Raw genomic sequence first — 13,308 nt, 5'->3', positions numbered from 1 at the left:
GCTGATCGCTGCAACGGAACGAAATCCGCACCATCGGGATTCATGATTAAGACACGCCGCGAGCGAATTGAATGCATCGTCACGCATTTCACTTGACCGCAGCCGCGCGTGATTTGAAGATATCGTGCGGGGGTTGAATCATGTTGCTTCAGGCGAGTCAGGGTCAATTCGGTTCGGCGCATGTCGTCGTGCTCGGCAACGAGAAGGGCGGTTCCGGAAAATCCACCACCGCCCTGCACATTGCTGTTGCCCTGATGAAGGCCGGACAGCGCGTCGCCACTATCGATCTCGACTGCCGCCAGCAGAGTTTCACCCGCTACATTGCCAACCGGAGCGCGTGGGCGCACCGCACCGGTCTCGATCTCGAAATCCCCGTGCACTATTGCGTCAAGCTCGGCGAGACGATGCAGATCGCCGACAATGAAAATTCCGAGTTCCAGCAGTTCGCCGAAGCAGTCGGCACGGTGGAGCGCGCCTTCGATTTCATAGTCATCGATACGCCCGGTTCGGACTCCTATCTGATGCGGCTGGCGCATTCGATGGCCGATACGCTGGTGACCCCGATCAACGACAGTTTCCTCGATTTCGACGTGCTCGGCACCGTCGATCCCGCGACCTATTCCGTGACCGGCGAGAGCCACTATGCGGAGATGGTGCGCGACACCAGGCGCAAGCGCCGCCAGCTCGACGGCGCCACCACCGACTGGATCGTGGTGCGCAACCGCCTGTCGATGATCGGCTCGCGCAACAAGCAGCTCGTCGCCGACAGCCTGAAGGATCTTTCGCTGCGGCTCGGATTCCGTTCCATCGACGGGTTTGCCGAGCGGGTGGTCTATCGCGAATTCTTCCCCCGCGGCCTGACGGCACTGGACGACATCGACGAGGCTACCCTCGGCATGCGGCCCAGCATGGGCCACGTCACGGCACGGGAAGAAGTGACCAGTCTGTTGCGCCAGCTCAAGCTACCGCTCGACGAGCGCGGCCGCCGCCGCGCCGCCAACCGCGCCGAATGGTTCACCCAGGTCGACAAGCCGCTCGAAGTCCACGACATCATTGGCGACATCCTCAGCGCCTGACCGCCATCCGTGGCCGGCCTCTATCCGCAGCCGACTTGCCGGCCTATCGCGGCTGGATGATCGTCATCCTGAACGGACCGCTGTGGGCGGCGGCATGCGTGACCGCCTCGTTGGCGCGGTCCAGATCGAACGCAGCGATCTCGAAGTGATCGAGGTTTACGAGGCCTGAGCGGATCAGCCCGGCCATCAGGGTGGCCGCATGCGGCGGGTACATCCACTGACCGCGCACGGTGATGCAGTTTCGCATCATCCAGGGGTAGGGCAGGTCGAGGCCAGCGCCGCCGGGCATGCCGACCCCGCCCATCAGCACCACCCGCCCGTAAGGCCGAACCGCCATGATCGCGGTACGGACCTGAACGGCGCTCGCTGCCGGCGGAAGAATGTCGAGCACGCAGTCGATCGGGCCAGGCGCCGCCTGTAGGATGCGGGTGCGATCGTCGGCCTCGTGGCCGCGCATCGCCACGGTTTGGACGCGTGGGCCGAACCGCCGCGTCAGCTCAGCCAGCGCCTGCTCGTTCCGTCCGGTCGCGACCACGCACTGCGCGCCCATCCCCAATGCCACGGCGACGGCGGTGCTGCCGAAGCTGCCGGTGCCGCCATTGACCAGCGCGATCTCTCCGGCTTGAAGTTGAGCGGCAAGGAAGCCGCCAAAGGGTACGAGCAGGGTGCCGAGCGCACACCAGCGGCCTGCGTCCTTCTCGTCGATGTCGCCGATCGGAACCGCGTTTTCCGTCGGCACGCGCATTTGTTCGGCCCAGGCTCCGTCATGGAAATAACGCTGCAGATGCAGCCCGCCCTCGCTGCCGGCGGTGAGGCCCTGCAGGGCGATGTCGGGCGATAGCGTATTGTCGCGCGAGCGCACGGTCGGATCGCAATAGACCCAGTCACCAGGGCGAAGGCGGGTCGCGTCGGGGCCGGTGGCACGGATGCGGCCGATTGCGCCGGGGCCGGGCACCACGGGGACTTCCAGCAGGTATTTTCGCTGACCGCTGAGGACTTCGTTCGCGTAGGCCAGCACGCGGCTCGCCATAACGTCGACAATAACCTCGCCGGTGCCAAGCAGCGGGTCGGGAAGGGTTTCGATCGCGAGCGGCGATCCGAACGCATGCAAGACGGCAGCCTTCATGGGAGCCTCCTCGTTTCGATGAAACCGCATTCTCGCAGGCTTCATTGCCCCAACAAGACCTGGTATTATCCTAGGACTGCAAGGCCTCCTTCCAGCCGGCGCGGCGCACATGTCGGAACCAGGCACGAATTCAAGGCAAAATGAACTAGGCGATTTCCTGCGCTCGCGTCGGCAGAAGCTGGCGCCGAAGGCCGTCGGCCTGCCGGCCGGACGGAGGCGGCGCACGCCCGGCCTGCGGCGGGAGGAAGTGGCCGACCTCGCAGGTATCGGCGTCGACTGGTACATCCGTCTCGAGCAGGGACGATCCGTCAGGCCCTCGGCAGCAACGATCGATGCGCTGGCGCGCGCGCTGCGGCTGACCAGGGCCGAACACCGGCATCTGAGGGAGCTGACTGAAAACTCCGACCGGCGCGCCTTTGTCCGCGAGACCGTTCCGCCCGCGGTCCGCCGCGCGGTCGAGCAGCTCAACCTGCCGGCCTATGTCACCGGCCGGCGCTGGGACATTCTCGCCTGGAACGCGGCCGCCGACGAAATCTTCGCGTTTAGTCGGCTCGCGGATGCCGATCGCAACAGCCTGCTCTCGGTGCTGACCAATCCCGCGACGAGGCGGCTGTTCGGTGCGTCATGGGCGGATGAGGCCCGGCGCATGGTTGCCCAGTTCAGGGCGACGCATGACCTGTGGGCCGGCGATCCAGCCTTTCACGACCTGCTGGCGCGCCTGCGCGAAGGCTGTCCTGAGTTTACAGGATGGTGGGAGGCCCATGACGTCAGCGGCGTCGCGGCAGGACGGAAATCCTTGATCCATCCCAAAAAGGGTCGGCTCAAACTGGAGTATGCGAGTTTCCAGGCCAATGACGACCCGGCCTTGAAGCTCGTTATCTACACGACAGTTTAAGACCCTTCGGACCCGTGGTTGGTATTTTCGGCCCCGTGGATCTTCGCAGGTTCCCGGGAACCGGCCGTGCAGTACGCCGTTTTCATTAGACTTTTATCGAATGCTCGAACCGAAGCTTGAAAGGAGACGTCATAGGCAAAAAGGGGCCGAATTTGTGGGAACTGAGCGGCTGCACAATGGATGGGTGCATCGCACAATGATCAGGCGATCAATACACAACATTTGGCCTTTATGTCACGCCATCGTGACATATATCATCAACAAGGGACCGAAAGAGTCTCAAACAGGGTTGGGCCCCTAGCGGGGCGCGAGGACGAATATGAAACGTGGAATTCTCGTTCTGCTTTCACTCTCCGTGCTGATCACTCTCGCGTATTTCACCGCGAGCAAGTGGGCGATCCGGCACGAGACCATCGCGTTCCATGATCCCGACCGCGACAATCGTCTGGTGGCAGTCAGCATCGCCGTTCGCCGCGACAAGGAAACGCAGGCCAACGTGGGCTTGATCAAGCTGCCGGTTGCGATCCTCAATCACGGCAATACCGTCAAGAACACCGAGTATTCGTTCCTGTCGAACGTGTTCGCCTGGCGCGGCTATCTTGCGATCAGCCCGCAGCACGATCTGCCGACCGATCCGCCGATGGTGACCAAGGTCGGTGAACCCTATGCCGGCCGCCTGCCGCAGATTCAGCGTGGCGTTGCCAACATCCATTTCGCCATCCACGAAATGAAGAAGATCCAGCCCAACGCCGATTATGAAAAGGTGACCATGGTCGGCCATTCGATGGGCGGCGACATATCGATGTATTTCGCCAAGCAGTATCCCGACGAGATCAAGAAGGTCGTGACACTGGACAATCTGCGCGTGCCGTTCCTGACGGAGGGCAAGTTCAAGATCCTGTCATTCCGCTCCAAGGATACCCATTTCAAGCCGGATCCCGGCGTCGTGCCCGACGACGAGCAGTGCGAGCAGGCCGGCATTACGGTCGTGAACACCGGCTTCCAGCATAACGACATGCGCGACACGGGGCCTGACGCAGCCAAATCCTCGATCCAGTCCATGCTCGACAAGTTCCTTGACGAGTCCGACAAGAGCGGCGCGCTGAAGCCTGTTCCCACGAAGGTGCCTGACGTCCTTTCCAGTAGCCCTGGACCTGTGCCGCTGTCCGTCCCCTTGGCCAGCAACCCGGCGCAGGCCAACAAGTCGGTCACGAACTAGGCGGTCGCGCGCTCGCGGCTGCTGCGCTAAGATCCGGCGCATTGACCGGCGCTCGGCGGCGTCCCACATAGAGCTTGCTGCTTATCCGCGAGCGCTCATGGCCGGCGAACCCACCAAACCCAAATCGGCAGGCGATGTTGCTTCGGCAAGAGCCGAGGCCCGTGAAGGCGGCCCGTTGCCTGAAACAAGGCGGTCGGCGTCGGAGGACATCGCTGCCTTCGTGGCGAAAGCGCGCGCGATGTCGCCTCACGCTGCGGGCGCCAAGGGAAGACTGGTGTTCGCGCTCGACGCCACCATGAGCCGGCAGCCGACCTGGGATATGGCCTGCGCGCTGCAGGCGGACATGTTTCGCGAGGCGGCCTCTCTCGGCAGCCTCGATATCAGGCTGGTCTATTACCGAGGCTTCAACGAATGCCGGGCCACGGGCTGGATCTCCGATTCCGCGCAACTCGCGCGGCTGATGGGCAAGATCGATTGCCAGGGCGGCAATACCCAGATCGGCAAAGTGCTGTCGGAGGCGCGCCGCGAGGCGGTGGCATCCGGGGTGCGTGCCGTGGTGTTCGTCGGCGACGCCATGGAGGAGTCCGTCGACGATCTCTGTGCCAAAGCCGGCGAGCTCGGCCTGCTGAAGGTGCCCTTGTTCATGTTCCAGGAAGGGCAAGATGCGACGGCCGAGCAGGCGTTCCGGGAGATTGCGCGGCTCACCGGCGGCGCTTGGTGCAGGTTCGATCCCGGCGCCGCGGCGCAGTTGCGCGAGCTACTGCGCGCCGCTGCAGCCTACGCCGCCGGCGGACGCGAAGCGCTGCTGCGGCTGTCGAAAACCACAAGCGGCGCGGCCGCACTGATCGGCCAGATGAAGTGATTACGACTTTGGTTGCCGTCGGGCCGAGCGTCATGCTTTTCGGCGCCGGTGCCGCTATATTAGCGCCATGCCAACCCTGATTGCCGGCGTCGTCGCCGTTGTCGTTCTGTACTTGCTGCTGCAGATGTTTCGCGCAGCCAACCCGGTCGTGCTCGCGCGCGCGATCAAGATCGTGGGCGGCGTGGTGGCGCTGGCGGTTGCAGCCTTCACTGGACTGCGCGGCGAGCTTGCGGTTGCAATTCCGCTCGGCATCTTCGGCGCCGGCCTGCTCGGCTGGTCGCCGTTCGGTCCGGGCGGCTTCAGCAATATCGGCGGGATCTTCGGCGGCGCGCAACGTTCGTCGGGGCAGGCCTCGCGCGTCCGCTCGCAGTTTCTCGATATGAGTCTCGATCACGACAGCGGCGAACTGTCCGGACGGATCGTGGACGGGCCGAATGCCGGGCGTTCGCTCGGCGAGTTCGACCTGCCGCAATTGAGCGCGATGATACCGACCTTTGACGCCGAGAGCGTCGCGTTACTTGAAAGCTATCTTGACCGCCGGTTTCCCGCTTGGCGTCAGAACGCGCAAGGCGACGCGGCAGGGGGGCAGCGCCGCACGGCGGCGAGCGGAAAAATGACGGACGAGGAAGCCTATCAGATCCTTGGCTTGCAGCCGGGGGCGGGGCGTGACGACATCACCCGGGCGCACCGCGCCCTGATGAAGAAACTGCATCCCGATCAGGGGGGCTCGACGTACCTCGCTGCCCGCGTAAACGAGGCCAAGGATACTCTTCTTCGGACGCATCTCTAGCTAACTCCGGGCTCACGCCACCGACGCTACAAACCGCGAGTTGATTCTATGCCGTTCTCTGACTGACGCCCCACATCGCCCGCCGTTGTCCGGCATGGTCGATCGTTCATTGCCGGAAACCTAACCGCAAATTCTTGACGAGAAGTTTTCGCTGGCCGCTTTTGGCGTCATCTCGCGAGAGCCGTCGTGACTGTGTTTGGAAAACAACAAAGCCGGCGCTTGCGGCGCCGGCTTTGCCAAATTCAATGAAACGACCGGATCAGTTCCGAACGGTCATGCAGGAAATGTCGGCGCGCTTGAGGGTCTTGCATACCGCTTCGGCCTGATCGCGATCGAGACCGGCGAAGCGGGCCCGGTAGAGCGTGCGGCTGTCCTTGGCAACCACGGGCTCAGTGAAGGGATCGGCCTTGCTGAGCAAGGCGCTGGCCTTGGTGCGGGCGAGATCGATCCGCTGCTTGGCTTCACTTTCGCTTTCGAGTGCGCCGACCTGGACGATCCAGCCGGTGCGAACAACCGCCGGCGCGGCCGGCTTGGTCGCGCTGTTCTGCTGCGCGACCGGCGGCTGGGTGTGGGACGCCGGATCGGCATAGGCCAGCGCCTGCGAGTGCACGGCTTGCGAAGGGGCCTGTGTCAGGCTGGAAGCGGGCAACACGCCGAGCACGCCGTTTCCGGTACCGTGATTGGCGGGCTGCGGCGGCATCGCGACCCTGGCGGCTTCGGCCTTGCTCTCCGCGGCCTTTGCGACGACGGCGCTGGAGGTCTCGGCGATTTCAGGGCGGGCAGGGATGGCGTTGGTAATCGGCGGAGCTGCCGGCTGCGAGGGGCCGGCGGACGCCAGCTTCATCGGTCCGGCCTTGACCTGCACCGTCTTGACCTTGACCGGCTTCATCGGCTCAGCCGAGCCCGGGATCACTGAGATCGGCTGGGTCTGGATGACGCCGCTGGTCAAAGGTGCGGGTTCGGGCTTGGCTTGCTGCTCAAACTTGTTCTGTTCGACCTTGGCGGCCGGCGGGGGAAGGGCAGCGGCGGCCGCCGCCATCAGCGACGGCTTGGCAGGCGCGATCGAGCGGGTTGCCGGCATGGCGGCGAGCCCCGGTTCGGCGGCGGCAGCGAAGGCGCCGCCGGACGGAGCCGTTTCGGCCGGACGCGCGGTGGTTTCGGCTTCGGCCACATCGACGTTGCCGTCGGCGGGATTGCGCTCGCTGATCGCGGCGACGGTACGCTTGGTCGCGCCCTTCTCGAGGTTTTCGGCCAGCAGGTTGCGCATGATAGCGTCGCGCGAGCCGCCGCTGCGGCCGCCCAGCACCACGCCGATCAGGTGGCGGTTGCCGCGGCGCATCGAGCTTACGAGGTTGAAACCGGACGCTCGGGTATAGCCGGTCTTGATGCCATCGACGCCCTCGACATTGCCGAGCAGGCGATTGTGATTGCGGATCGACTGGCCGCGATAATTGAACACCGAGGTCGCGAAGTAGCGATAGTAGCGCGGGAAGCGATCCTGAATGGCGCGGCCGAGAGTAGCCTGATCGCGCGCGGTGGTCAGTTGCTCGTCGTTGGGCAGGCCGGACGCGTTGCGATAGGTAGTCTTGCTCATGCCGAGCGCGCGCGCCTTGCGCGTCATCAGCCTGGCGAATTCGGCCTCATCGCCGGCAATGGCTTCGGCGATCACGACCGCGGCATCGTTGGCGGAACGCGTGACCAGGCCCTTGATGGCGTCCTCGACTTTGAGCGTCTGGCCCGGGCGCAGCCCGAGCTTGGTCGGCGCCTGCTCGGACGCGTACTCGGAGACTTGCATCTCGGTGTCCAGCTTCATCTTGCCGGCGTCGAGGCGCTCGAACAGCAGATAGAGCGTCATGATCTTGGTCAGCGAAGCCGGGCGCCGGATGCCGTCGGGATTGTTGGAGGCGAGCACCGCGCCTGAATTGCCGTCGACGATGATGGAGGAGAATTGCGGGCTGTAGCTTTCGCGCGCGACGTGGTGACGGACGGGGTGGCGATGCCGGTAGCGGCGCGCTTCGGCGCTCTCGCTCGAGATCAATATCGCCGTGGTGAAGGTAATGAGCCCGAGGGCGCACACTCGCAACGCGCGCGAGGAAGCCAAGGTTGTACGAAGCATTTACTTCCCCGTCCCAATTTCTGTCTTGATCACCGGCTCGTGAGGCGAAATTGTGCCCACCAACCGCTGATGGTTCCCCGTTCGAAGTGCCGGTCCGGCCATGGCGCACGGCTGGAGTGGCCGATCAGGTCGCTGCTCTAGCCAAGATGCTGTTCACAAACAGCTTTCAGGCTGCCTGTCGGAAGACGAACAAGTCCAGGAATCAGGTTAGGCGGAGCGAGTTTCCAAAAGATTAATTAACCGTTGCCCAAGACCCCGGGATTTTTCGTTAATTGGCCGTATTTGTGCGTCGCACAAAATTTGTTGACTTTCATTGTGCGGTGCACATATAAGAGGCGGGTCAGGGAGCCGGGACCTCCCGGCAATTGGAACGCTCAGTCTGGGAAAGGACTCCATTGATGGTCAAGATTGAAGACATTCAGAACTACGGCAAAGAGCATCTCGAATCGGTTGCCGCTTCCGCAACCAACCTGCAGAGCGGCGTTCAGGCGATCGCCACCGCCTACGGCGATTATGCCAAGAAGTCGTTCGAAGACACCAAGTCGTTTGTTGAGAAGCTCTCCGGCGTGAAGTCGCTGGACAAGGCGCTCGAGGCGCAGACCGAATTCGCGCGCTCTTCCTACGAGGCTTTCGTCGCTGAAACCCAGAAGATCGCCGGCCTCTACACCGATCTCGCCAAGCAGACCTTCAAGCCGTACGAAGGCCTGGTGGCGAAGTTCACCCCGGCCGCGCACTAATTCCGACTCCATATTTCGAAAACAAAAGCCCGGCCGTAACGGCCGGGCTTTTTCTTGCCGCCTCGATCGAGGCGCTTACTTCGCAACGCGCAGCTTGCCAGCGACTGCCCGATCGAATTGAACACCGATAAGGTCTGTTTGGGGTCGGTGATGTGGTAGAATTTGTCCGCACCGCTGGCGCATCCGTTGAGCACGCCAGACTACCATCCCCGCCGTATCGACTTGGACGGTGTAGATCGTGATGTTGTACGGTCCGCCTCGGCGTTTGCGCACAGGATCTTGGTAGCACTCTGAGTGTCCCCACAACGACCAGTCAATCCAGCTCTCGTTGACATAGCTGGTGCCGAGGTTGACGTCCTTGGCGAAGGGAACCATGGAGATGTAGATGTCGCCGGGATTCTTTTCGAGCTTGCCTGACTGAGTGACCAGGGCTCGTGGCGGCCTCCTGCATCTTCGCCATCTTGCCATCGTCCTTCATCGATCCCGGCCTGCAGAGGAGCGGGCGCTGTGGGCGCGGGTGTGATCAACCGTCGCGCCGACGAAAGCGATGATTGGGAGTACCGCGATCCCAAACAGGATCCCGATGTTGTCCCTCATTGGCGCCGGCGAACCGGCTGGCAGCCGTGCGAATGCGATACGACCGTATCGAGCCTGGCCTCACCGCAAATGTGATTTGTACGGGCATTCCGCCCGGGCCGCTAAACAGGCGGTAAGCCGGTTCCGCTAAAAAACGGGTCAAAGCCCGTACACCGCCAGACCGATCGCCAAAAGACCCCGGTATGCTCAACGGCGGCTAAATGGCAGTCGCGATCCTTTGTCAAATCCGGCAGAAACGATTAACCTTGGTCTGGATAGCCGAGCCGGGAATCGGGCCGGTCGCGGGTCGCCCCAAGGCAGCATCAATGCGCTTGCAGCGGTCCGACGGCGGACCCATATTCCAGGTGCCGATCCGGCCAACGGGTCGGACCGGGAGCGGCGATCTGGAAAAAAAGCATTGCTGGGTACTTGGCGGTGGCTCACGCCAGAGCCGATCGCAAGTGGGCCAGGATGCGGTGTCCGGTCACCCCTTTTGGAATTCGAACGCCCGAGCCATGTTGCAGTTAACCTTCAAAGCTTCGTCCGTGCCGGCAAAGTCATCCGCTTCTGCTCCCCGAATGAGCAATGACGAGAACCGCAACGCCGGAACCGGCGGGCCGTCGACCTCGGTCATCACCAAGGTCAAGCCGAAGACCAAGCGTCCGAACCTCTATCGCGTTCTCATTCTGAACGACGACTACACGCCGATGGAGTTCGTCGTTCACGTGCTGGAGAAATTCTTTCAGAAGGACGCCGAAGCGGCCACCAAGATCATGCTCCACGTCCATCACCACGGGATCGGTGAGTGCGGCGTGTTCACCTACGAGATTGCCGAGACCAAGGTCACGCAGGTGATGGATTTTGCGCGCAAGCACCAGCATCCACTGCAATGTGTGATGGAAAAGAAATAGCCGCGCACGGCTTTCGGCCCGGCCGGAGATAAGGAACGGGTTGCATTGATCGGTGTTGACGGAAGCCGATCGTATTCCCGATAGTTTTTCGGGAGAGAGGCTGCGTGCCGCAGCCGTGGTGCCGCGAATTTAGAGGAAAACCACGTTTGCGGAACCGGTCTTTCGCCACGATCGTGTGTAACTATATGACAGGGGATGACGAAGGTTGTTGTTGCCTGACCGGGTAATGGCGATCATGATGACCGGGGGCCATAGAGGACGCGAATGCCAACTTTTTCCCAAAGCCTTGAACAATCCCTGCATCGTGCATTGGCGATTGCAAACGAGCGCCATCACCAATATGCGACGCTCGAACATCTTCTGCTGTCGCTGATCGATGACTCGGATGCGGCTGCGGTGATGCGCGCCTGCAGCGTCGATCTCGACAAGCTGCGCACGAGCCTCGTCAATTATCTCGAGACCGAATTCGAGAATCTCGTGACCGATGGTGCCGACGACGCCAAGCCGACCGCCGGCTTCCAGCGCGTGATCCAGCGCGCAGTGATTCACGTCCAGTCCTCCGGTCGCGAGGAAGTGACCGGCGCCAACGTGCTGATCGCGATTTTCGCGGAGCGCGAAAGTCACGCCGCCTATTTCCTGCAGGAGCAGGACATGACGCGGTACGATGCGGTCAACTATATCAGCCACGGCATCGCCAAGCGGCCGGGCGTCTCCGAGGCACGCCCAGTGCGCGGCGTCGACGAGGAGACCGAGACCAAGGGCAACGAGGACGCCAAGAAGAAGGGCGAAGCGCTCGAAACCTATTGCGTCAACCTCAACAAGAAGGCGCGGGACGGCAAGATCGATCCGGTGATCGGACGCAATGCCGAGATCAACCGCGCGATCCAGGTGCTGTGCCGCCGCCAGAAGAACAATCCGCTGTTCGTCGGCGAGGCCGGTGTCGGCAAGACCGCGATCGCGGAGGGGCTTGCTAAGCGGATCGTCGATTCCGAAGTGCCGGAAGTGCTGGCGGCCGCCACCGTGTTCTCGCTCGACATGGGCACGCTGCTCGCCGGCACGCGCTACCGCGGCGATTTCGAGGAACGGTTAAAGCAGGTGCTCAAGGAACTGGAGGCCCATCCGAACGCCATCCTCTTCATCGATGAAATTCACACCGTGATCGGCGCCGGCGCCACTTCCGGCGGCGCGATGGATGCGTCCAACCTGCTGAAGCCGGCGCTGGCTTCCGGCACGATCCGCTGCATGGGTTCGACGACCTACAAGGAGTACCGTCAGCATTTCGAGAAGGACCGCGCGCTGGTGCGCCGGTTCCAGAAGATCGACGTCAACGAGCCGACGGTGGAAGATGCGATCGCAATCCTGAAGGGGTTGAAGCCTTATTTCGAGGATTATCACCGGCTGAAATACACCAATGAGGCGATCGAGGCGGCGGTGCAATTGTCGTCGCGCTACATCCACGACCGCAAACTGCCGGACAAGGCGATCGACGTGATCGACGAGTCGGGCGCGGCGCAGATGCTGGTCGCCGAGAACCGGCGCAAGAAGACGATCGGCATCAAGGAAATCGAGACCACAATCGCGACCATGGCGCGGATTCCGCCCAAGAGCGTGTCGAAGAACGATGCCGAGGTGCTGAAGCATCTCGAGCAGACCTTGAAGCGCGTGGTGTTCGGGCAGGACAAGGCGATCGAGTCGCTGTCGGCCTCGATCAAGCTGGCGCGCGCTGGCCTGCGCGAGCCGGAAAAGCCGATCGGCTCATACCTGTTCTCCGGCCCGACCGGCGTCGGCAAGACCGAAGTGGCAAAGCAGCTTGCGGCCTCGCTCGGTGTCGAGCTGCTGCGCTTCGACATGTCCGAATACATGGAGCGGCACACGGTGTCGCGACTGATCGGCGCGCCTCCCGGCTATGTCGGTTTCGACCAAGGCGGCCTCCTGACCGACGGCGTCGACCAGCATCCACATTGCGTGGTGCTGCTCGACGAAATCGAGAAGGCGCATCCGGATCTCTACAACGTGCTGCTGCAGATCATGGACCACGGCCGGCTCACCGACCACAATGGCAAGCAGGTCAATTTCCGCAACGTGATCCTGATCATGACCACGAATGCGGGCGCGGCCGATCTTGCGCGCCAGGCCTTTGGCTTCACGCGCAACAAACGGGAAGGCGACGATCATGAGGCGATCAACCGCCAGTTCGCGCCGGAATTCCGCAACCGGCTGGACGCGATCGTCTCGTTCGCCCATCTCAACGCCGATGTCATCGGCATGGTGGTCGAGAAATTCGTGCTGCAACTCGAGGCGCAGCTCGCCGACCGCGACGTCACCATCGAGCTGTCGGAGCCCGCCAAGGCTTGGCTGATCGAGCATGGCTATGACGAGCAGATGGGTGCGCGGCCGATGGCGCGCGTGATCCAGGAGCACATCAAGAAGCCGCTCGCCGACGAGGTGCTGTTTGGTCAGCTCAAGGGCGGCGGCCATGTCCGCGTCGTGCTGGTCAAGGACGAGGCGAGTGCGGAAACCAAGGACAAGATCGGCTTCGAGTTCATCGAGGGGCCGGTCACGCCGAAGCCGGAAAAGCTGCCGGTGGCGCGCAAGCGCAAGCCGAAGTCGGGCGGCCCCAACGGGGGCGGCGGCTCCAAGGGGCCGGCCTCGAAGGGTCCGCTGGTCAAGGTTTAGGCGGCCTCAAATCTCTAACGAAGAGCCGGCGTGTCGCAAGACCCGCCGGCTTTTTGATGCCTAGCTGCCCGGCCAGACCACCGCCTGGGCGGCCACGACGTGTTCACCGTTGAATATTAGGGAAGGCGAGCCGTACAGCACGTATCCGAGCTCAATGGCCTCTGAAACACGTCGGCAGAACGAAGCATCGTCCTTGCCGGTCAGGAGGCGATATACGGGCAGATCATTTGGCGGTTTTGGAGACATGGTTTTCAACCATACGGGTGGCCGAATGAAGGGCGGCTGCGGCGCCGTGGGATGTTGCGTTACTTGTGGGGCTCCAGC

At 62.8% G+C, this 13,308-nt stretch carries 11 protein-coding genes; 8 read left to right on the top strand and 3 right to left on the bottom strand.

Annotation, left to right across the window (positions count from 1 at the left end):
- Positions 1–140: 140 nt before the first annotated feature.
- The gene (locus tag HCN58_RS25325) at positions 141–1,076 is read left to right on the top strand and encodes a division plane positioning ATPase MipZ (protein WP_171582098.1); all 936 of its coding nucleotides are present in this window, start codon (positions 141–143) and stop codon (positions 1,074–1,076) included.
- A gap of 43 nt (positions 1,077–1,119) precedes the next feature.
- Here the strand turns inward: HCN58_RS25325 and HCN58_RS25320 are convergent, their stop codons facing one another.
- Complete coding sequence (locus tag HCN58_RS25320) at positions 1,120–2,202, bottom strand: zinc-binding dehydrogenase (protein ID WP_171582097.1); 1,083 nt, start codon at positions 2,200–2,202, stop codon at positions 1,120–1,122.
- A gap of 109 nt (positions 2,203–2,311) precedes the next feature.
- Between HCN58_RS25320 and HCN58_RS25315 the strand changes: the two genes are divergently transcribed.
- The 4 genes from HCN58_RS25315 (at position 2,312) to HCN58_RS25300 (ending at position 5,968) form a co-directional block, all read left to right on the top strand.
- Positions 2,312–3,097: a helix-turn-helix transcriptional regulator gene (locus HCN58_RS25315; RefSeq protein WP_171582096.1), complete on the top strand. Its 786-nt coding sequence runs from the start codon at positions 2,312–2,314 to the stop codon at positions 3,095–3,097.
- 319 nt (positions 3,098–3,416) lie between these two features.
- Complete coding sequence (locus tag HCN58_RS25310) at positions 3,417–4,316, top strand: alpha/beta fold hydrolase (protein WP_171582095.1); 900 nt, start codon at positions 3,417–3,419, stop codon at positions 4,314–4,316.
- Positions 4,317–4,413: 97 nt separating this feature from the next.
- Positions 4,414–5,178 (top strand): vWA domain-containing protein, encoded by a 765-nt coding sequence (locus HCN58_RS25305; protein ID WP_171582094.1) that lies wholly within the window; start codon positions 4,414–4,416, stop codon positions 5,176–5,178.
- Between the two features lie 67 nt (positions 5,179–5,245).
- Entirely contained in the window at positions 5,246–5,968 is a 723-nt protein-coding gene (locus HCN58_RS25300) for a DnaJ domain-containing protein (RefSeq protein WP_171582093.1), read from the top strand.
- Between the two features lie 259 nt (positions 5,969–6,227).
- On the opposite strand, the gene HCN58_RS25295 is transcribed toward HCN58_RS25300, so the two are convergent.
- A complete protein-coding gene (locus tag HCN58_RS25295) occupies positions 6,228–8,084 on the bottom strand; it encodes a serine hydrolase (RefSeq protein ID WP_171582092.1) in 1,857 nt (618 codons plus the stop codon).
- A gap of 398 nt (positions 8,085–8,482) precedes the next feature.
- Here HCN58_RS25295 and HCN58_RS25290 point away from each other — a divergent pair, with 398 nt between their 5' ends.
- From HCN58_RS25290 to clpA, 3 genes are all read left to right on the top strand, one after another.
- Positions 8,483–8,821: a phasin family protein gene (locus tag HCN58_RS25290; RefSeq protein ID WP_171582091.1), complete on the top strand. Its 339-nt coding sequence runs from the start codon at positions 8,483–8,485 to the stop codon at positions 8,819–8,821.
- Positions 8,822–9,975: 1,154 nt separating this feature from the next.
- Positions 9,976–10,308 (top strand): ATP-dependent Clp protease adapter ClpS, encoded by a 333-nt coding sequence (gene clpS, locus HCN58_RS25280; RefSeq protein ID WP_028345585.1) that lies wholly within the window; start codon positions 9,976–9,978, stop codon positions 10,306–10,308.
- Between the two features lie 264 nt (positions 10,309–10,572).
- Positions 10,573–12,984, top strand: coding sequence for an ATP-dependent Clp protease ATP-binding subunit ClpA (gene clpA / locus HCN58_RS25275; RefSeq protein ID WP_171582089.1), 2,412 nt, complete (start codon positions 10,573–10,575; stop codon positions 12,982–12,984).
- 60 nt (positions 12,985–13,044) lie between these two features.
- On the opposite strand, the gene HCN58_RS25270 is transcribed toward clpA, so the two are convergent.
- Complete coding sequence (locus HCN58_RS25270) at positions 13,045–13,230, bottom strand: DUF1737 domain-containing protein (RefSeq protein ID WP_171582088.1); 186 nt, start codon at positions 13,228–13,230, stop codon at positions 13,045–13,047.
- Positions 13,231–13,308: the final 78 nt, after the last annotated feature.

Origin of the sequence: Bradyrhizobium australiense, from assembly GCF_013114825.1 — a bacterium.
GTDB lineage: Bacteria > Pseudomonadota > Alphaproteobacteria > Rhizobiales > Xanthobacteraceae > Bradyrhizobium > Bradyrhizobium australiense.
Note: the sequence above shows the minus strand (reverse complement) of the source record. Positions and strands in the feature narration are given on the sequence as shown.

Coding starts and splice junctions, on each gene's coding strand:
- HCN58_RS25325 (WP_171582098.1), top strand. CDS start 141: ATGTTGCTTCAGGCGAGTCAGGGTCAATTCGGTTCGGCGCATGTCGTC.
- HCN58_RS25320 (WP_171582097.1), bottom strand. CDS start 2,202: ATGAAGGCTGCCGTCTTGCATGCGTTCGGATCGCCGCTCGCGATCGAA.
- HCN58_RS25315 (WP_171582096.1), top strand. CDS start 2,312: ATGTCGGAACCAGGCACGAATTCAAGGCAAAATGAACTAGGCGATTTC.
- HCN58_RS25310 (WP_171582095.1), top strand. CDS start 3,417: ATGAAACGTGGAATTCTCGTTCTGCTTTCACTCTCCGTGCTGATCACT.
- HCN58_RS25305 (WP_171582094.1), top strand. CDS start 4,414: ATGGCCGGCGAACCCACCAAACCCAAATCGGCAGGCGATGTTGCTTCG.
- HCN58_RS25300 (WP_171582093.1), top strand. CDS start 5,246: ATGCCAACCCTGATTGCCGGCGTCGTCGCCGTTGTCGTTCTGTACTTG.
- HCN58_RS25295 (WP_171582092.1), bottom strand. CDS start 8,084: ATGCTTCGTACAACCTTGGCTTCCTCGCGCGCGTTGCGAGTGTGCGCC.
- HCN58_RS25290 (WP_171582091.1), top strand. CDS start 8,483: ATGGTCAAGATTGAAGACATTCAGAACTACGGCAAAGAGCATCTCGAA.
- clpS (WP_028345585.1), top strand. CDS start 9,976: ATGAGCAATGACGAGAACCGCAACGCCGGAACCGGCGGGCCGTCGACC.
- clpA (WP_171582089.1), top strand. CDS start 10,573: ATGCCAACTTTTTCCCAAAGCCTTGAACAATCCCTGCATCGTGCATTG.
- HCN58_RS25270 (WP_171582088.1), bottom strand. CDS start 13,230: ATGTCTCCAAAACCGCCAAATGATCTGCCCGTATATCGCCTCCTGACC.